18 protein-coding genes, 1 other RNA gene and 1 pseudogene are annotated in these 17625 nt (G+C 56.8%); 7 read left to right on the top strand and 13 right to left on the bottom strand.

Annotation, left to right across the window (positions count from 1 at the left end; translation table 11 throughout):
• Positions 1 to 78 precede the first annotated feature (78 nt).
• The gene (locus PMI18_RS15310; protein ID WP_007900597.1) at positions 79 to 324 is read left to right on the top strand and encodes a FitA-like ribbon-helix-helix domain-containing protein; all 246 of its coding nucleotides are present in this window, start codon (positions 79 to 81) and stop codon (positions 322 to 324) included.
• Positions 321 to 740, top strand: coding sequence for a type II toxin-antitoxin system VapC family toxin (locus PMI18_RS15315; RefSeq protein WP_007900596.1), 420 nt, complete (start codon positions 321 to 323; stop codon positions 738 to 740). Before PMI18_RS15310 ends, PMI18_RS15315 begins: the two co-directional genes overlap by 4 nt.
• Positions 741 to 841: 101 nt before the next feature.
• Here the strand turns inward: PMI18_RS15315 and PMI18_RS31905 are convergent, their stop codons facing one another.
• A complete protein-coding gene (locus tag PMI18_RS31905) occupies positions 842 to 1546 on the bottom strand; it encodes a methyl-accepting chemotaxis protein (RefSeq protein ID WP_411736821.1) in 705 nt (234 codons plus the stop codon).
• Positions 1547 to 1747: 201 nt separating this feature from the next.
• A pseudogene (locus PMI18_RS31900) lies at positions 1748 to 2626 on the bottom strand (methyl-accepting chemotaxis protein); the annotation flags it as partial.
• 375 nt (positions 2627 to 3001) lie between these two features.
• Between PMI18_RS31900 and PMI18_RS15325 the strand changes: the two are divergent.
• From PMI18_RS15325 to PMI18_RS15345, 5 genes are all read left to right on the top strand, one after another.
• Complete coding sequence (locus PMI18_RS15325) at positions 3002 to 3673, top strand: histidine phosphatase family protein (RefSeq protein WP_007900588.1); 672 nt, start codon at positions 3002 to 3004, stop codon at positions 3671 to 3673.
• Between the two features lie 34 nt (positions 3674 to 3707).
• Positions 3708 to 4553 (top strand): phosphatase PAP2 family protein, encoded by an 846-nt coding sequence (locus PMI18_RS15330; RefSeq protein ID WP_007900585.1) that lies wholly within the window; start codon positions 3708 to 3710, stop codon positions 4551 to 4553.
• Positions 4554 to 4642: 89 nt separating this feature from the next.
• Complete coding sequence (locus PMI18_RS15335) at positions 4643 to 5206, top strand: GNAT family N-acetyltransferase (RefSeq protein ID WP_007900581.1); 564 nt, start codon at positions 4643 to 4645, stop codon at positions 5204 to 5206.
• A gap of 232 nt (positions 5207 to 5438) precedes the next feature.
• Positions 5439 to 5687 (top strand): helix-turn-helix transcriptional regulator, encoded by a 249-nt coding sequence (locus PMI18_RS15340; protein WP_032830757.1) that lies wholly within the window; start codon positions 5439 to 5441, stop codon positions 5685 to 5687.
• A complete protein-coding gene (locus PMI18_RS15345; RefSeq protein ID WP_007900570.1) occupies positions 5687 to 6883 on the top strand; it encodes a type II toxin-antitoxin system HipA family toxin in 1197 nt (398 codons plus the stop codon). The genes PMI18_RS15340 and PMI18_RS15345 overlap by 1 nt, the downstream gene beginning before the upstream one ends.
• Positions 6884 to 7114: 231 nt before the next feature.
• Here the strand turns inward: PMI18_RS15345 and PMI18_RS15350 are convergent, their stop codons facing one another.
• The 11 genes from PMI18_RS15350 to PMI18_RS15395 all read right to left on the bottom strand — a co-directional run bounded on the left by PMI18_RS15350 (position 7115) and on the right by PMI18_RS15395 (position 17486).
• A complete protein-coding gene (locus PMI18_RS15350) occupies positions 7115 to 7483 on the bottom strand; it encodes a DUF6124 family protein (RefSeq protein WP_007900569.1) in 369 nt (122 codons plus the stop codon).
• 370 nt (positions 7484 to 7853) lie between these two features.
• Entirely contained in the window at positions 7854 to 9008 is a 1155-nt protein-coding gene (locus PMI18_RS15355) for a Fic family protein (RefSeq protein ID WP_007900568.1), read from the bottom strand.
• Between the two features lie 322 nt (positions 9009 to 9330).
• Complete coding sequence (locus PMI18_RS15360; protein ID WP_007900566.1) at positions 9331 to 9588, bottom strand: hypothetical protein; 258 nt, start codon at positions 9586 to 9588, stop codon at positions 9331 to 9333.
• A gap of 35 nt (positions 9589 to 9623) precedes the next feature.
• On the bottom strand, positions 9624 to 9998 hold the full coding sequence (locus tag PMI18_RS15365) for a DUF6124 family protein (protein ID WP_007900565.1): 375 nt from the start codon (positions 9996 to 9998) through the stop codon (positions 9624 to 9626).
• A gap of 328 nt (positions 9999 to 10326) precedes the next feature.
• Positions 10327 to 10720: a transfer-messenger RNA gene (gene ssrA / locus PMI18_RS30340) on the bottom strand.
• A 116-nt stretch (positions 10721 to 10836) separates the two neighbouring features.
• Positions 10837 to 11112, bottom strand: a complete 276-nt coding sequence (locus PMI18_RS15370; RefSeq protein WP_007900562.1) for a hypothetical protein — start codon at positions 11110 to 11112, stop codon at positions 10837 to 10839.
• A 209-nt stretch (positions 11113 to 11321) separates the two neighbouring features.
• Entirely contained in the window at positions 11322 to 11603 is a 282-nt protein-coding gene (locus tag PMI18_RS15375) for a hypothetical protein (protein WP_007900560.1), read from the bottom strand.
• A gap of 129 nt (positions 11604 to 11732) precedes the next feature.
• Positions 11733 to 14543 (bottom strand): FAD-binding and (Fe-S)-binding domain-containing protein, encoded by a 2811-nt coding sequence (locus PMI18_RS15380; RefSeq protein WP_007900558.1) that lies wholly within the window; start codon positions 14541 to 14543, stop codon positions 11733 to 11735.
• Positions 14540 to 15211 (bottom strand): LutC/YkgG family protein, encoded by a 672-nt coding sequence (locus tag PMI18_RS15385; protein ID WP_007900557.1) that lies wholly within the window; start codon positions 15209 to 15211, stop codon positions 14540 to 14542. The genes PMI18_RS15380 and PMI18_RS15385 overlap by 4 nt, the downstream gene beginning before the upstream one ends.
• The gene (locus tag PMI18_RS15390) at positions 15211 to 16665 is read right to left on the bottom strand and encodes a LutB/LldF family L-lactate oxidation iron-sulfur protein (RefSeq protein WP_007900556.1); all 1455 of its coding nucleotides are present in this window, start codon (positions 16663 to 16665) and stop codon (positions 15211 to 15213) included. The genes PMI18_RS15385 and PMI18_RS15390 overlap by 1 nt, the downstream gene beginning before the upstream one ends.
• Positions 16662 to 17486, bottom strand: coding sequence for a (Fe-S)-binding protein (locus PMI18_RS15395; protein WP_007900554.1), 825 nt, complete (start codon positions 17484 to 17486; stop codon positions 16662 to 16664). Before PMI18_RS15395 ends, PMI18_RS15390 begins: the two co-directional genes overlap by 4 nt.
• Positions 17487 to 17625: the final 139 nt, after the last annotated feature.

The following is a 17625-nucleotide window of genomic DNA, read 5'->3' as shown; positions in this document are numbered from 1 at the left end:
CGTTTGGCAGTTCTGAAGTTTTAGTGAAGTAAGGTGTGTTAGCCTCAATCAATGATTTCATTGATTGCAGGGGGCGTTATGGCTAGCATCACTATTCGAAACCTAGATGATCAGATTAAGGAACGACTGCGCATCGCCGCAGCTCACAATGGGCATTCGATGGAGGAAGAGGCTCGCCTGATTTTGGGAAGAGCATTGGCCGCCGTCGATCGTGCGAGCGGGCTTGGCAGCCGAATCCGCAACAGGTTCAGCGCAAGCGGTGGAGTTGAACTCGATTTACCTGCACGCCAAGAGAAAGCGAGAGCGGTGGATTTCTCTGAATGATAGTGCTCGATACCAATGTTCTTTCAGAGTTTATGCGAGTTGAACCTGACACTCGGGTACTTGCCTGGGTTGATGCACAGCCAGCAATGGAGTTGGCAATTAGTGCGGTCACTGTGGCGGAAATTCTCCATGGCATTGCCCGGCTCCCGTTTGGCAAGCGTAAACAGAAACTTGAGGCTCATGCGATGGCGATGTTCGAAGAGGACTTTGCCGGAAGGATTTTGCCTTTTGATGCCCATGCCGCGGTGGAATACGCAACGCTGGTCGCTGGCTGTGAAGCAAATGGTCGAGCGGCATCAATGGCTGATGCGCAAATAGCGGCAATCTGCCGAACCCATGGAGCATTGATTGCCACTCGCAATGTTCGGGACTTCGAGTTTCCCGGGATTGAGGTGATTAATCCATGGGAAGCATGAACGACTCTGGTGATCGGTAGATAGTCTTCGCGGGCAAGCCTCGCTCCTGTAGGAGCGAGGCTTGCCCGCGAATGGATCTGTCATTCACCGCTGACTTAACGTCAGACCCGGAAGTGACTCACCATCATCTGCAACTGATTACCCAACCGCGCCAGTTCAACACTGGACGCAGCTGTTTCGTCGCTGGCAGCGGCGGTCTGTTCGGACACGTCGCGTACGTTGATGATGCTGCGGCTGATCTCTTCGGCCACGGCGCTTTGTTGCTCGGCGGCGGCAGCGATCTGCTGGTTCATCGACTGGATGTTGGACACCGTGCGGGTGATGTTTTCCAGTGACACGCCGGCCTTGCGAGTCAGCGCCACGCTGCTGTCGGTCAGGGCACGGCTGTTGTTCATTACCGCCGACACTTGTTGAGTGCCGTTCTGCAGACCGGCCACCAGGCCTTCGATTTCCTCGGTGGATTTCTGCGTGCGCTGGGCCAGGCCACGAACTTCGTCGGCCACCACGGCAAAACCACGACCGGCTTCACCGGCACGGGCCGCTTCGATGGCGGCGTTGAGTGCCAGCAGGTTGGTCTGTTCGGCCACGGCCTTGATCACGTCCATGACGCTGCCGATCTTGTCGCTTTCCTGCTGCAGCACGCTCATGGCTTCGGTGGAGCGCGCCACTTCGCTGGCCAGGCGTTCGATCTGGGCGATAGCTTCGTTGACGACTTTATCGCCTTCTCGCGCTTCGCCATCAGCGGCGGCTGCGGCCTGGGACGCTTCTTCAGCGTTACGCGCGACTTCCTGCACTGTGGCAGTCATCTCGTGCATGGCGGTGGCCACTTGATCGGTCTCGATTTTCTGGCTGTTGACCCCGGCGCTGGTTTGCTCGGTCACGGCTGAAAGTTCTTCCGCGGCGCTGGCGATCTGGGTGACGCCATCGCGGATACCGCTGATCAAATCGCGCAAGGTCACGCCCATGCGTGCGATGCCTTGCTGCAGCACGCCGAGTTCGTCGCGGCGAGTCACTTTGACGTCCTGGGACAGATCGCCGCTGGCGATGCGCTCGACCACGGCCAGGGTATCGCGCAACGGACCGGTGATCTGACGGGTGATGATCACGGCGGCAATGACACCCACCAGCAATGCCAGCAAGGTGCTGATCAGTTGCAGCGTGCGGGCCTGGGCGCTTTCGGCGTCGCGGCGGTCGAGCTGGATCTGATACAGGTGGTCGCTCAGGGTCACGATGGTGGCGCCCTGGTCAGTCATTTCCTTGCGCGCCTGCACCGCATCGGTGTTGGCGGCCTTATACGCTTGCAAGGCGCTGCGGTAGTTGCTCAGCGCGGTTTCCAGTTGACGCAGGGCGTCTTGCTGGGTCTCGGCGAAATGCACATTGAGCTGTTTCAGGCTGGAGATGGCCGTGTCCAGTTGGGCGACGGCTTTTTGCTCAGTCTCGGCGTTGGTGCTGGCCGTGTAACCACGCACTTCGTAGCGAGCCAGGATGAACGCTTCCTTGGCCGCGGTGATGGCCTGGAACTGTTCGAAGCGCTGGTCGCTCAGGGGCATTTGCTGCACGCGGGTGCTGATCGCTTCGATCAACGTGTTGGCGGTTTCAGCATTGGCGCCCATGGCGTCGCGGGCGCTGTTACCGGTGCGATAGGCGCTGCGCATTTTGTTCAGGGATATCTGGTAAGCGCTGATGGTCGCGCTCTGCTCTTTGAGCAACTTGACGTTTTCCGGGCTCTTGAAACTCGACAGCAACGATTGTTGCTGAGCGACGAAGCCGTCGAGGGTGGTCTGCACATTCTGAGCGGCGGTTTCGTCACCGTTGGTCAGCATGTATTGCAGGCGAACCACACGCAGCTTGGTCAGGCCGGCGTTGAGCTGAGTGATGTCGCTCATCCAGTTGCTGCGGTCAATCAACCCGCCCAGGCTCGTCCAGCCGGTCAGGGCGAGAACGCAGGTCAGTGCCAGGACCAGGCCGAATCCCAGGCCCAGTTTCAGGTTCACGCTGATATTACCGAACCAGCTATTCATCAATATTCCTCCAGGAACGTTGTGCTTCTTGATCGTCGGTTGGCTGGAAGATTGTTGTTTTAAGAGCCAGCAAGGGGGGTTAGCAGGTCTGTATCGGCAGCAATCCCGGGAGCTGAAAGGTTTTTGTTGGGCAAAGTTTGTAACAAGGTTTTCACATGGGTTTCACCGGTTGCCGACGCGCGCCTCTTTACCCTCGCGGCATCGAATGACAAATGGTGCATGCCGGCGAGGCGGCTTGATGTGGAATTGAGACTGAGTCTGTTCGGGATAAAACGCTCGATCGATCTGAGCCGTTTGGCTCGTTATCGAAACGCCGCAGTCGTGCTGGCATCTGCCTTGTTGGTTATTCCGCTGACGATTTGGCTGTTGCGACCCGCTGCTGTCCCGGACCTGGCCCATGGCAATGTGGCGGGTGCCCGGGCGTTGGCGACCGGTTGGGCCAAGGGCGACATGATCGTGCTGGTGCGCCACGTCGAGCGTTGTGATCATTCCACGGCTGCCTGTCTGATCGGCAACGATGGCATCACCGATCGCTCCCGCAGCGTGGCGGTGAGTGTCGGCGCGCAGTTCGAGCATTTGGGGCTGGATCAGGCCGACATCTATAACAGCCCGATGATGCGTACGGCGCAAACCGCCGGTTACATGTTCAACAAGGTCGGCGTTGGTGAAGACTGGTTGATGCGCTGCAGGGGCAGCATGCTGCGCGATGCCCTGGCGCACAAGGTGGCCGGGCGCAACCTGATTCTGGTGACCCACAGCGAATGCATGGTGCAACTGGAAAAAGATCTCAAGTTACCGACCGCAACCCTTGGTTACGGCGCTTCCCTGTTTATCTCCGCCAAAAAGTCTCAGCCGCCGCACATGCTCGGTTTCATCGAAGCCTCTGACTGGCGCTCGGTGACCACTGAATGAGCTTCACCATCATTGCTCTGGATCAGGGCGTACAATGCTGACTTCTTCCCGTTACCGCTTTTACTGGGGGAACTTTGGTATTCCGCTGGCCTGTGCGGTCGTGGTGTTCCTGCTGTTTGACCTGACTAAAATCGACATTGCCTTCAGCGATCTTTTTTATGATCCGGCCACCCGGGTGTTCCCGTTGGAGCATGTCCGGCTGTTCGAGCAGATCACCCATAAATGGGCGCGGATCATCCCGAACTGGACCGGTGAAGTTGCGATCATCGGCGCCTTGCTGTCGTTTCTCTGGCCGCGTCTGAAGATTGAAAAGCATTCGAAGATCATCGCGTTCCTGGAAAAAATCAAAGTCGCGCCGGTGCTTCGGTTTGCCAGTAAACACCGTCGGGACTTCCTCTATGTGGTGTTCGCGTTTTCCATCAGCACTGGCGTTATCCACTACCTAAAAGGCCACACCAGTGTGTATTGCCCGGTCGAAACGACTCAGTACGCCGGGAAAATCGAACACAAGGAGTGGTACCAGAATTTCGATCTGCTAAAAGTCGCAGGCGATGGTCGTTGCTGGCCGGGTGGACATGCGTCGGGCGGCTTCACGATGCTCGCGCTGTACTTTGTGGCTCGCCGCTACCGCTGGCGGTATTCCAAAGCGCTGATGCACGGCTCGTTGCTGCTCGGTTTCGTCTACGGCACGACGCGGGTTCTACAGGGTTGGCACTACATGTCCCACACCTTCTGGGCCGGAATCTTTGTATGGCTGGCATGTTTGCTGACGGCGTTGGCGTTCTATGGACGGGCGCGGTTGGAGCTGCCTGTGCGACAGCAAGCTGAGCGACCTGTCGTTGAGCCGTTTACAAGTTCACCCGCCAACGCGGAGATTTAGGCCGGGGGCCGTTGAACTCCTGAGTAGCAGTGTCCTTCCTGGCACTGCTACTGTTTGACGCTACGGAGTTTGAATTCAAGGAAGATGCAATGGAGCTTTCGCTGACGGTGGGCACTCATACATTGAGATTGAGTGCCCCCGACCCCGAATGGTGTAAAGCGTTGCAGCATGCGCTTAACGCCAGTTTTACCACCCATTCCGAATTTCTGCCCTGGGCCAAACCCTACACCACCGAGGACGAGGTCAGATCGTTCCTCGCGCGGGCAGTCGAAGAATTCAAAAGCGAAACAGGTGAGCGGCGGCTGTTTATCGTCGACGATGCGGCGCACACGATCATCGGCTGCATCGGTTTGAAGCCCCGGCGCCGCAACCGCTACGTCCTCGGCTACTGGGCCAATATCGAATATTCGGGCAAAGGTTATATGCGCACAGCGCTCGAAGAATTGATCAAAAGCCTGCCCGGTTTCACGTTGTACCTGACCACGGACTCGGCCAACGTGGCGAGCCAGCGGCTGGCTGAAGCGGCCGGTTTTGGTTTGATCAGGAAGTGTTATCAGGCGCGGTGTTCGCAGCAGCATGGGGAGCAGGAATATTTGTATCGATTGAAATGCCTGCAGGAACTGCCGAAGGTTTCCCCTGCGCGGGCTATTTGAACTGACCGCCAACAAAACCGCAGACAAAAAAAAGCCCGCGGGAGCGCGGGCAAACCGTAGTTTCTTGAATGAGCGAGGGCAATGTACAGGTTGGGGAGAGGTGGTGGGGTGAAGAAAAATTCATGTGGATGGAAGGCCTCCGGCGTGTCCCTCTGAGAGAACGAAATACCCGGTAGTCGCAATAATGTTATGTATACGGTACATTTAAATATAAATGTCACGGTAAATGAACATGGATTATTCTCTGTTGATCTCCCGCTTAGGTAAGCAAATACGCGAAAAGCGTATGAATCGTGGCCTGACGCAAGCAAATCTCGCCGAACTCGCCGGGCTGACTCGGCAGAAAGTCATCGCAGTAGAGAAGGGCACTCTTTCTGTGAGCATGAGTGCTTATGCGCGGGTGTTAGGTGCTCTGGATTGCGAATTTGCTGTCATTCCGGCAGCCATGCCGACCCTGGAAGAACTTGGTGAGCTGTTTTAATGAAAATGACCTCGCTCAAAGTCAGTACCCCCGAAGGGAGCAGCGGCCGAATCCTCACCAGCGCGGAAGATTTCATTTTCCGCTACGACGAAGATGCATTACCCAACAGGGCAATCAGCTTGACGATGCCCGTTCGCCCCGACGAGTTTCGTCGACGAGACCTGCATCCTATCTTCCAGATGAACCTGCCGGAAGGCTATGTGCTGGAGCAGCTACGTAATCGCCTGGCTAAAACCGTAAACGTTGACCCAATGTTGTTACTCGCTCTTTCTGGTAGCAGTTCACCCATCGGCAGGGTTCATGTGCGCTCGGAGGCGGTCGATGCCCTGTTGGGGGAGCAGACATTTGCGGGAGAAAAACTTGAAGAAATTCTGACGTGGGGCGGCACGGAAGATATCTTTGCAGACCTGCTTGATCGCTACATCCTGCGTGCAGGTATTTCAGGTGTTCAACCGAAAGTCCTGGTGCCGGAGCAGCAGGAGTCGCGACCACGAATCACCTCGAAAACTTCCGATTTGATCATCAAAAGTGGCCGAGACGAGTTTCCAGGTCTGGCGATCAACGAGTTCCTTTGCATGTCCATTGCCAAGGAGGCGGGCATCCCCGTCCCGGAGTTTTTCCTCTCCGACAATGCCAAGTTGTTTGTGATGCGTCGTTTTGATCGAGACGACCAACTTAATCCACTTGGCTTCGAGGACATGGCAGCGTTGATGGGGCTTTCAGCCGATCAGAAGTACAGCAAAAGCTATGCAGCAATCGCCAAGGCGATTCGCTTGTTCTGCCCCGCGCAGCATCTGCGATCCTCCCTTGATCAACTCTTCGATAGCGTGGCGCTGAGCTGCATCGTCGGAAATGGCGACGCTCACCTGAAGAATTTTGGCTTGCTTTACTCGGAGCCTACGCAACGTGATGCGCACCTGGCGCCAGCTTATGACATCGTCAATACCACGGCTTATATCCCGGAGGATGTATTGGCGCTGGATCTAGCGGGCAACAAGTCAATGTTTGCGTCGCGACAAGGATTGCTGGAGTTTGCACAGACATGTGAAGTCACCTATCCGAAGGAGCGTATCCAGACACTGCTGGCTGCGTTGGAGGTGGTGTTGGAGCGCTATCCCCAGCATCGAGAGCAGGCACCTCATGTGGTCAGAGCCATCCAAAAAGCGGCGGCGCCATTTGTACTGACTTTTGGGTAACAATCCATTTTCACGGGCTCGACGAAAAATCGTTGCCAAGGGTACTCAACAGTAAGTTACACAAAGTGAAACCTTCTGTTGAGTCATGGGCATGCAGTCACACTCAAAACCCAACCAGCTAATGGTTTGCGGCATCAGCAAAAATGGGCGACCTCAATGAGGCCGCCCATTTTGCTTTTCTACGCCGAAATCTGCGTCTGCAGCCGTCGCTCAATCAACGAGCGTGATCACTCAGTGAAGGACAGGAGGCTTGTCTGCGGCCACCGACGCGTTCGGATCAAGGTTATCCCGCGCTCGGTTGACCAAAAGCTCGGTCAGCATCGTCAACTGCTGAAGCGCCAGCGCCACATTGCGCTGTGGTCCATCGAGTCGGTTGGCAAAGTCCAGAGTCATGACGTTGAGGGACGCCAGGGTTTCACTGGCATGAGAGAGCAGGGTGAGCGTGTCAACGTCGGGGCGGACGCTGAAGATGTTTCTGTTCAGGTTGCGACGGCGGGCGCTGACGGCGCGTTCGGTGGCTTGGGGACGTTGGGTTGGGTCGAGAGTTTCAGGCTCTGAAGTGGCCGGATTTTCAACTAAATGCAGGGTGATTTTTTTCATAAGGGCGTTCCATGAGGTTAGGGATCCTTACGCTGTTTCGGCTTGTCAAAACCGTCCGCAGGGTTTGCAGCGAAGCGTGAAGACTATCGTCCGGAAACCTTGTTCGCCAGTTCATGGGAGTCGCTACGGGTTGCGGGAAATTTCCCAGGATGACGTGGTTCTAATCTGTCAGAGAAATCCTTTTTTTACACAAGGGCGAAAGTGTGGCTGCTCTGCGTCCGCTGAGTCGACAGTAAGTTACAGATTATGAAACCTATTGTTGAGTCATCTAATGCCGCTCAATCCCCAAAAGGCACCTGCGATATGCTCGTCAGGTATCTTTTGTGAGAAACATTGGGCTTTGCATATCACGGGCGGGAGATGCGAAAAATTAAGGATTCTCCAGCGGTTCGGGTATGAAACCCTGTTCTCTCAGAGACTTGATTACGCCTCGGATCAGGTAATTGTTTGAAAACCCGATTGTGTACTGTCTGGCTCCAGGATTAAGTGGAAGGAGCATTCCTTGATCGACAAGCTTTTTGATCAGATATGTTCTTTGATTGCTCGACTGATTGGGAAGTACGGCTGCCACATCGGCCGACTTCACAACTTTCGATTTTATTGCAATCGACAACACCGACTCTTCTGTCTCGGTGATCCACTCTCTCTCCCTTGCAAAGGCGACGGCAGGAACGAGAATATACTTGGTGAGATAGGAGTATTTAGTAAGGCGACCTACCTTTTCTAGCTCGTCGCGAATACCTTCAAGCACATATGTACACCACTCCTCCAAGCCTTCCTTTGTACCTTTGTCGGCGGTAGCAAGCATTGAGTAATATCGTTCACGGTCGTTGCAAAACACGGCTGTAGGATTCAATACCCTTCCTCCTGTGCTCACGTTGAATCCGTATTTCATTAGGAGAGCGTAGGTGAGCAGCCTTACCACCCGACCGTTACCGTTGCCGAAAGGGTGTATCCATCCAAATCTGTGATGTGCCAGTGCAACCTTCATGAGGTCATATTTTGGAGAGTCTTCGCGATTCACGAACTCTACCAGTTCCTGCATATAAGCTTGGACCTGGATGAAATCGGGAGGCAGGTGCTCAGATTGGGATATGCGAACGGCTCCACCGCGGTAAGCTCCAGGCGTTTTGTCACCCTCTCTTTGCAGATCACTTACGGTCATTGCATGCAACTCTCTGATTGTCTGCTCTGTCAGAGGGACGCCGAGCTCCATGACTTGCTCGATGTAATCCATTGCTTTTTCAATGTTGGCCACTTCGCGTAATTGATCTGTATCCTGTGCCGTGCCTTCCACCTTGCTCTCTATATAGTCAGCCAAGGTCGTATGATTGCCCTCGATACGAGCAGAGCCAAGGCTTTCAAGAGTGTGAAAAAGCGATTTGAGCTGATAGAACACCTGCGGAGGTGTGTCGCCCTCAAGCCTCAGACGCCTTAGGTGTTCTAGCTCGCTCAGGACATCAACTAGATCCGAGTCGAAGGATGGATTGAGAAGCTCAAGGTCGTGATGGATAAACGTAGGCATATGGAAAATATCTCAAAACGGCCGAAAGATTATCTTGAAGGAGTGCCTAGAAACGCCCGTAATTAACGGTCTACGCTTGGCATACGCTAAACATTATCTTAAATTTGAATGTGCGCTAAGTGAAAACGGGCAAAAAAATAAGTGAGATATCTCACTGGTTAGCGGCGTTTCAGCGATTCTTGAGCGGTTTTACTTCCCTGACCTCCGACGCTCAAGCGTTCAGCACATCTCTACCCGCTCAAATCCAAAAAAAGGCACCTGCGATATTTTCGTCAGGTGCCTTTTTGTGTTGGGGTAGCGGCAATTTCCTATGCTGGCTTCGTTACAACGCCGAAACCTGCATCTGTAACCTTCGCCCAACCACATCCAGCAAATCGCAGCCATCGCGCAGCGAAGTCACCAATACCCGCGCCAGCTCGCTGTGAACGCCTTCGTTCACCGCGAAACTCTCCAGCAATTGAGTCGCCGTGCGGATGCGGTACGCCGCCGTTTCATGCAACACGTCCAGCGGTGCTTCGGTGTCGATCAGCAGCGACGCAATGGTGCAGTCGATGCCGGTGACCGGCATGTATCGATCCATGACAAAACCTCCATTCGATCAACGAGCGTGATCACTCAGTGGCAGACGGGCGTGACCGCCGGTGTGGGCGAGTCGAGGTTATCCAGCGCTCGGTTGATCAACATCTCAGCCAGCACGGCCAGTTGCTGAATCGCCAATGCCACGTTGCGATGCGAGCCTTCGAGCTGGTCGGCCAGATCGGTGGTCATGACGTTCATGGAGGCAAGGGTTTCACTGGCATGAGCGAGCAGGGTGGGTGTGTCGACGTCGGGGAGAATGGTGAAAATATGGCTCACGGGATCGGGCTGTTTCGGGTCGCGCAAGCGGGCGCTGACGGCGCGTTGGGTGGCTTTGGAGAGTTGGGTCAGGTCGAGTTCTTCCGACTCTGAAGTAGCCGGGTTCTCATGTGGATTTCGGGTGGTCTTTTTCATAAGGGCGTTCCATTGATTTTGGGGTCCTTACGCTATTTCGGCCTGTCAAAACCGTCCGCAGGGTTGCTGCGAAGAGTGAAGATTATCTTCTAAAAACTATGTTCACCAGTTCATGGAAGTCGCTACGGATTGCGGGAAATTTCCTAGGATGACGTCGTTCAAATCCGTTCACAGAATTTTTGCTCCGGTCCAAAGACGCAACGTGATGATGCTTTGCGGGCCTCTTCGCGGGCAAGCCTCGCTCCTACGGGGGGATGCGGGTGGCCGCAATTTACCAAACCCCAGATGCAACAAAGCCCGCACTTGGCGGGCTTTGTCGTTTTCGGATTGGTGGAGCCGGGGGGATTTGAACCCCCGTCCGCCAGTACTCCGCTGTCGGTACTACATGCGTAGCCGTGTCTATTAAGTTAACCCTCAGCGACCCGACGGGCAGGGTGCTTTGGGCGAGTTGTGTAAGTTTTAGCCGCTTCGTCCACAACGTACTGCACGGCGATTCTGTTCTATATGACAATCACTTTGGGTTTACAGACATCCCCTGATGATTGCTGGACCCGAAGGTACCAGGAGGGAAGGGCTAAGGCTGCTTACGCAGCGAGAGCGTATTCCCCGTAGGTTTCGTCATTGGCAACTATAGAAAGTTGCAACAGTGGATTTACGAGTTCTGTTACCAACTCGGCATGCACCTAAAGTTTCGCAACCGGCGTCGAATCCTAAACGGCCCCGAACCTGCTGTGTGTAACCAGCAGGCAAGCGCAGTGTACGCCAATGCGCGCGGCGAGTCGACCTTCTGTCCGTGCTTGCGTGTCAGGGCCAATGCTGGATTGGCTCTGGTCAGGCTCTACTGACCGTGCGCGTGGCTTTGAATGTCCTGAAGCGCCTGCTGCGTCAGGGATACACACTCTTTGTCATTATTGGCGGCGTGGGCGGCCTTGGCTTGTTCGGCTTTGGTGATGACGACACCTTTGGTGGCGGCGTCCAGCGTGGCAGCGCTGGACAGCTTGCTGTTAACTTCCTGCAGCTTCATTACGCATTGATCGCTATCGTTTGAGGCGTACGCGGAGGAGGCCAGCATTGTTGCAGCGATGAGCAGTCCAGCCAGGGCGGAACGCTTCATGGGTATCTCCTGGAACGGGGGGGGGGATTGGGCCACGCTGATTGGGGCTTAACAAATGGACTGTGATGGCGTGCAAGGGTTCTGTTTTTGCTGGCGATGGGGTGAAAGATTTTTCTGGGAGGCGGGTGCGAAAAAGGGACAAGAAACGCCTGATGCTCCGCAAGCTTAGGGATCTGAAGGCCAACCCGAAGGTTGGCCTTCAGTAGGGCTTAGCCTTTATCACCTTTGCCCGCGTTCTGGATCTCCTGCAGGGTTTGAGTGGTTTCGGAGATGCATTTTTTGGTGCCTTCCTCGGTGTTTTGCGCCTGGTAGGCCTTGGCCTGCTGGACACTTGCCTCGACGCGCGCACTCATTTCCGGCGCCAGGGTCTGGGTCTTGGCGTTGGCGATGGCTTGCAGGTTGGTTGCACAGAGATCATCGCTGGCGGCAAACGAGGAGGAGGCCAGCATTGAGGCAGTAACGAACAGACCTAACAGCACTGAGCGTTTCATGGGTATCTCCTTGACCTAAGGGGCCAGATTTCACTGGCCATCAGGACGGGCTGCCAATTTTTGGAAAGGTCCCGCGTTTGCGGGACTTGATCGGTGGACTGCGACGGTGCGTCAGGGTTCTATTTTTCTTCAGGTCGCCCTGGCCTGGGTTACCCGATCCACCAGATAGACCAACCCGTGGTAGTCAATTCCGCCATGTTGCGTCAGACCAATCTCACAGGTGCGGCTGGTGGAAATCCCTTCGCTGCATTGCTGTACCGCGTCCTTGAGCGTGCGCAACGAATGAGCATTCAATTCCGGGGTGGTGAAGCCCTTGTCTCCGGCAAAACCGCAGCAGTGAATGCCTTCCGGGATGACCACGTTTTTACTGCACTTGCGCGCAAGATCGATCAACGCCTGGCTCTCGCCCAGATGCTGAGTGCTGCACGTGACATGCACCGCGATTGGCGCTTCCTGAGGGGTGAAATCGAGACGATCCATCAAGTGGGTGCGGATGAAACGCACCGGGTCGTACAGGTCCAGCCGCACATCGCCCAGGTCCTGAACCAGCCGCAAGGTGCAGGGGCTGGTGTCGCAATAGATCGGGTCGAGCCCGCCGCGGCTGGCGTGCAGCAGCGCGCCGATCAGTTCCTGGCGCTTGTGTTCGGCTTGTTCGGCGTAACCCTTGGAAGCGAATGGCTGGCCGCAGCAGAGGTTGTCCTGATTGTCCGGAAAAACTACCTGGTAACCGCCCTTTTCCAACAAGCCACGGGTCTTTTCGTACAACGACATTTGCTCTTTATCACCCGCCGCCGGGCCCATGACCCGCGACACGCAGGCTGCCAGGTACACCACTCGAGGCCGCTCGTCCGACACCGTCGGGCTGAAGCGAATGGCCCTTTCCGGTTGCGGCATGGCGTTGGTCCATTGCGGAACCTGACCTTTGGACAACCGCGTCAGCGATGCCGAAAGTTTTGCCAAGCGTGGCGCCCCCAACAGCATCCGCGCACCGTTGGCGACGTGCAGAGTGAAGCGCGCGCCTTGCAACGCGGTGGCGAAATTTCCTTCAATCCAGTTAGCGGTTTTCGTATGCGTTGCCTGACGGCTGCGGAGTTTTTTCACCAGTTCGCCAGTGTTGATTCCTACAGGGCAACGTTGCGCACACAGGCCAGTGGCGGCGCAGGTGTCGATGCCTTGGTATTCGTACGCAGCTTCGAGCTCGGTGGTGTTGACGCCTGCGCGCTTCTTGGCCTGGATATCTCGCCAGATCACGATGCGCTGGCGTGGGCTCAATGTCAGGCCTTTCGACGGGCACACCGGTTCGCAGAAACCGCACTCGATGCACTTATCCACAATCTCATCGGCTGCGGGCAGTGGCTTCAGATGCTTGAGGTGGATCTGTGGATCGTCGCTGAGCACCACGTCCGGGTTGAGAATGCCATTAGGGTCGAGCAGGCGTTTGAGCTGCCACATCAACTGGTAAGCGTCGCTGCCCCATTCCAGTTCGACAAAGGGCGCCATGTTGCGACCGGTGCCGTGTTCAGCCTTCAGCGAACCGCCGAATTCAACGGCCACCAACTGCGCCACGTCGTCCATGAACGCCTGGTAGCGTGCGACTTCTTGCGCGCTGTTGAAGCCTTGGGTGAAGACGAAGTGCAGATTGCCTTCCAGGGCGTGTCCGAAAAGGATTGCTTCGTCGTAGTGATGTTTGTCGAACAGCTCGATCAGGCGGTTGACGCCGATGGCCAGTTGTTCCACCGGGAAGGTGACGTCTTCGATGATCACCGTGGTGCCGGTTTTGCGCACCGCGCCGACGGCAGGGAAGGTGTCCTTGCGGATCGCCCAGAGCCGGGCGTTTTCCACCGGGTCTTCGGTGAAGTCGACTTGCTTCTCTACCGGGAACCCAGTCAGCGCAGCCATGATTTGTGTCAGCTGTTCCTGGAGCAAAGAGGACGAAGCGGCGCGGGATTCGATCAGCAGGGCGCAGGCATTGGTCGACAGGTGCTGTACGAAAGCCGGCATGCCGGGCTTGTCCTGCACCGAGCGCAGGCTGCGGCGGTCCAGCAATTCCACCGCCGATACGGGTTGGCTTTTCAGCACGGTGACGGCGTTGCAGCAGGTTTCTACGTCGGGGAACACGATCAGTGCCGACGCCTTGTTCGGGTGGTCGATTACCGTGTCATAGGTCACTGCGCTGATGAACCCGAGCGTGCCTTCGGAGCCCACCAGCAAGTGGCTCAAGATATCCACAGGCTCGTCGAAATCCACCAGCGCATTGAGTGACAGCCCGGTGGTATTTTTCAGACGGTATTTGTGGCGAATTTTCGCAGCCAATTCAGTGTTTGCGCGGGTCTCGCGGCCCAAAGTCGCCAGTTGTTCCAGCAACTCGGCGTGGCTCTCACGGAAGGCCATCACACTGGCGGCATCTTCGGTATCGAGACGGCTGCCATCAGCCAATACCAGGCGAATGCCGGCCAATGTGTGATAGGTGTTCTGCGCTGTTCCGCAGCACATGCCACTGGCATTGTTGGCGACGATGCCACCGATTTTGCAGGCGTTGATCGATGCCGGGTCTGGTCCGATCTTGCGTCCGAACGGTGCCAGCCAGGCGTTGGCCTGAGCACCGATCACGCCCGGTTGCAGGCGGATCTGTGTTCCTTGCCCGCGAATCTCGCGACCGTTCCAGTTATCGCCCAGCACGATCAGCACCGAATCGCTGATGGCCTGGCCAGACAGGCTGGTGCCGGCTGCGCGGAAGGTCACCGGGACTTTATCCCGTTGCGCCAGTTTGAGCAGCGCCACCACTTCATCTTCGGACTCGACGCGGATCACCAGTTTCGGAACCAGCCGGTAGAAACTGGCGTCGGTGCCGAAGGCCAAGGTCGACAGCGGATCGTCGAAACGTCGTGCCTGAGGAATCAGTTGCTGTGCATCTCGCAGGAAAGCTGCCGGTAGACTCATTGGTCCTCCAGGATCAGAACGACCAGGTCTTTCGGGCCGTGGGCGCCGTAAGCCAATACTTGCTCGATGTCGGCAGTCTTCGACGGGCCGGACACCAGCAAGGCGTTGGTCGGCATGTCTTGAGCCCATTCGAACTCCTGCTGCACCTGATAGAAGTTGTCGCGGATTTCACTGGCCTTGAGCAAGGCAAAATGCACCGGCGGCACCAGGCTCATCAGGCGCGGTTCTTCTCGCGTCGGCCAGAGAATCAGGCTACCTGTCGCGGCGATTGCGCCGAGGGTGGTGGTCAGGCTGGCCGGGGTGTCGTTGAACAACTCGGCTTTCCACTCCTCGACCGGACGGTCGTAGGCTTTGAGTGCTGGCAGGCCAGGATTTTTCGCCCAATGCTGGGTGATGCGTTGACCGTGGGGTGTCGTCGGCGCAATCAACAGGCTCGGCAACTGGCGGTCCTGCAGCAGTCGCGCCAGCAATTCGGGCCAGCCATCTCTGGACGTCAGATGAATTTCGGTGTGCACCGCTTCCATCAGTTTGCGCAGCTGCGCTATGCGTTGTTCTGGCGCGTAGGTGTAGGGCTCGGTCACCAATTCGACATCGAAGTTGTCAGGCACCGGCGTGGTACCTGTCAGACTGGTGCGCAATTTGGCGAGGATATTTTGCTTGGCGCTCATCAGCGGTCTCCCTGTTTGGCCAGATGCTCGCGGGCCATGTCATGCAGTGAGCGGGCCGCGGGTTTCGGTGCGCTGTGGTTCTGGGTCCACGGGCCGACGTTGCTCGGCGTCAGCGCTCGCAGGCGGGTGGCGAAGAAGCCGAACAGGCGATAGAGCGTTGGCGAGCTATTGAGCTTCGCCCAGGCGTTCCAGATAAACCGTTCCTTGCGCGAGTACTTGCTGCCCTGACCGCGCATCACTTGATGCGGACTGTCCGGTGCTTTGACGTTCTCTTCCCGTAGGCGACGCAGCAATGCGGGGATCGGAATTTTTACCGGGCAGACTTCACCGCAAGCACCGCATAACGAAGACGCGCTCGGGTGGTCGGGGACTTTCGCCAGGCCGACCATGTGCGGGGTGATGATTTTTCCGATAGGCCCAGGGTAAACCTCCCCATAGGCATGGCCGCCGATTCGGGTGTAGACCGGGCAATGATTCATACAGGCGCCGCAGCGGATGCAGTTCAGGGTCTGGCGCAATTCGCTGTCGGCAAACGCCTGGCTGCGACCGTTGTCGAGCAACACCAGGTGCACTTCCTGCGGGCCGTCGAGTTCATGTTCCTTGCGCGGCCCGGAGATCATGTTGACGTAGGTGGTGATCGGTTGGCCGAGGGCTGAACGGGTCAGCAGTGATAGCAGCGGCACCACATCGCGCAAGTTTTCCACGACTTTTTCGATTCCGGTGACGGCGATGTGCACCGGCGGCACGGTGGTGGTCATGCGCCCGTTGCCTTCGTTTTCCACCAACAGCAAGGTGCCGGTTTCTGCCACGGCGAAGTTGACGCCGGAGACGCCGATGTCCGCTTCGAAGAACTTCTGCCGCAAGACCTTGCGACCGATCTGAATGAGTTGGTCAACGTCCTTGGTGTACTCCACGCCAAGTTTGTCGTGGAACAAGGACGCGACCTGACCGGCATTCTTGTGGATCGCCGGCATAATGATGTGTGAAGGCTTCTCGTGGTCGAGCTGGACGATGAATTCGCCCATGTCCGACTCCAGGCATTCAATGCCTTGAGCCGCGAGGACATGGTTCATCTCCATCTCTTCGCTGACCATCGATTTGCCCTTGATCACTTGCCGCCCCTCGTGAGCGCGGATGATCGAGAGGACGATGCCATTGGCTTCGTCCACCGTTTCCGCCCAGTGCACTGTCACACCGTTGCGGGTCAGGTTCTGTTCAAGTTGCTCGAGCAGGTCGGGCAACTTGGATAAAGCACGGGCGCGGACAGCATTGCCCAGCACTCGCAAATGTTCTCTTTCATGGGCATCGCTGAAGGACGCTGCCCGTTTGCTCATCAGTGAATCCATCGCACTGCGAAAGTTGTTTCGCAGTTGCGTGTCAGCCAACGCCTTGTGAGCCCGGGCACGAAAATCTTCTTCTACGGCAACCGTAGGAATAATCGTGGAAGTGCTCATCGGGCACCTCCGGTACGCTGCCACAGGAAACTGGCCAGGTGCTGACCGCGCAACGCTTCCTGCTGTTTCTCCAGCGAGCCATTGATGTTCATCAGGCAACCGCAGTCGGCACTGAGTACCTTGTGCGCACCGGATTCCTTCAACGACCGGGTCTTGTCAGCCACCATCGCGCCGGAAATATCTGGCATACGGACGCTGAAAGTCCCACCAAAGCCACAGCATTCACTTTCGTGGCTGTGGTCGACTCGCTCCACGTTGCTTAGCTGCGCCAACAACTCACGGCCGTGCAGGTGGGTGTTCATTTCACGGCGTGCCGAGCACGACGTGTGCAACGCCACCTTGACCGGCTCGCCGCTGTCCTTGAGCTGCACCTTGCAGACAAACAGCAGGAACTCCGCCAATTCATAAGTCCGTGCCGCGAGGGCCTGGACCTGTTTCAGCGTTTGCGGTTCATCCTTGAACAAGTCGGCGTAGTGTTCGCGCAACATGCCCGCACAAGACCCCGACGGCACCACCACCGGATAATCGCCGGCAAACAGCGCCAGTTGCGAGCGCGCCACGGTCCGGGCCTGTTCGGTGTAACCCGAGGTGTAGGCCGGTTGCCCGCAGCAGCTTTGCCCTTGCGGGTAGTCGACACGAATGCCTTCGCGTTCCAGCAGGTGGATCGCGTCCATCCCGGCTTCCGGGTAGAACAGATCCACCACGCAGGTCCCGAACAGGTAGACCCGTGACGGTTTTTCGCTAGGGTATTGCCGAGGCTCGGACAGTGGCGGGGCGACGCGGGTCGCGTTTGGCACTGCGTTGTAAAAAAGCTCGCTCATCAGGCGTGTCTCCGGGTGGTCCCGGTTATCCGTCCGCTGAGGCTGCTGAATATAGAGAGGGAAGCTTTCAGCAGCCTTGCAGACCCGGTTGTGAATAGCTGACGCCGGGGGCGTAACCCGGCGTCGGTTTTTTCCGTGT

The sequence above is a fragment of the Pseudomonas sp. GM102 genome (assembly GCF_000282555.1).
In the GTDB taxonomy this organism is placed as follows: domain Bacteria; phylum Pseudomonadota; class Gammaproteobacteria; order Pseudomonadales; family Pseudomonadaceae; genus Aquipseudomonas.
Note: the sequence above shows the minus strand (reverse complement) of the source record. Positions and strands in the feature narration are given on the sequence as shown.

Coding starts and splice junctions, on each gene's coding strand:
- PMI18_RS15310 (WP_007900597.1), top strand. CDS start 79: ATGGCTAGCATCACTATTCGAAACCTAGATGATCAGATTAAGGAACGA.
- PMI18_RS15315 (WP_007900596.1), top strand. CDS start 321: ATGATAGTGCTCGATACCAATGTTCTTTCAGAGTTTATGCGAGTTGAA.
- PMI18_RS31905 (WP_411736821.1), bottom strand. CDS start 1,546: ATGACTGCCACAGTGCAGGAAGTCGCGCGTAACGCTGAAGAAGCGTCC.
- PMI18_RS15330 (WP_007900585.1), top strand. CDS start 3,708: ATGCTGACTTCTTCCCGTTACCGCTTTTACTGGGGGAACTTTGGTATT.
- PMI18_RS15335 (WP_007900581.1), top strand. CDS start 4,643: ATGGAGCTTTCGCTGACGGTGGGCACTCATACATTGAGATTGAGTGCC.
- PMI18_RS15340 (WP_032830757.1), top strand. CDS start 5,439: ATGGATTATTCTCTGTTGATCTCCCGCTTAGGTAAGCAAATACGCGAA.
- PMI18_RS15345 (WP_007900570.1), top strand. CDS start 5,687: ATGAAAATGACCTCGCTCAAAGTCAGTACCCCCGAAGGGAGCAGCGGC.
- PMI18_RS15350 (WP_007900569.1), bottom strand. CDS start 7,483: ATGAAAAAAATCACCCTGCATTTAGTTGAAAATCCGGCCACTTCAGAG.
- PMI18_RS15355 (WP_007900568.1), bottom strand. CDS start 9,008: ATGCCTACGTTTATCCATCACGACCTTGAGCTTCTCAATCCATCCTTC.
- PMI18_RS15360 (WP_007900566.1), bottom strand. CDS start 9,588: ATGGATCGATACATGCCGGTCACCGGCATCGACTGCACCATTGCGTCG.
- PMI18_RS15365 (WP_007900565.1), bottom strand. CDS start 9,998: ATGAAAAAGACCACCCGAAATCCACATGAGAACCCGGCTACTTCAGAG.
- PMI18_RS15370 (WP_007900562.1), bottom strand. CDS start 11,112: ATGAAGCGTTCCGCCCTGGCTGGACTGCTCATCGCTGCAACAATGCTG.
- PMI18_RS15375 (WP_007900560.1), bottom strand. CDS start 11,603: ATGAAACGCTCAGTGCTGTTAGGTCTGTTCGTTACTGCCTCAATGCTG.
- PMI18_RS15380 (WP_007900558.1), bottom strand. CDS start 14,543: ATGAGTCTACCGGCAGCTTTCCTGCGAGATGCACAGCAACTGATTCCT.
- PMI18_RS15385 (WP_007900557.1), bottom strand. CDS start 15,211: ATGAGCGCCAAGCAAAATATCCTCGCCAAATTGCGCACCAGTCTGACA.
- PMI18_RS15390 (WP_007900556.1), bottom strand. CDS start 16,665: ATGAGCACTTCCACGATTATTCCTACGGTTGCCGTAGAAGAAGATTTT.
- PMI18_RS15395 (WP_007900554.1), bottom strand. CDS start 17,486: ATGAGCGAGCTTTTTTACAACGCAGTGCCAAACGCGACCCGCGTCGCC.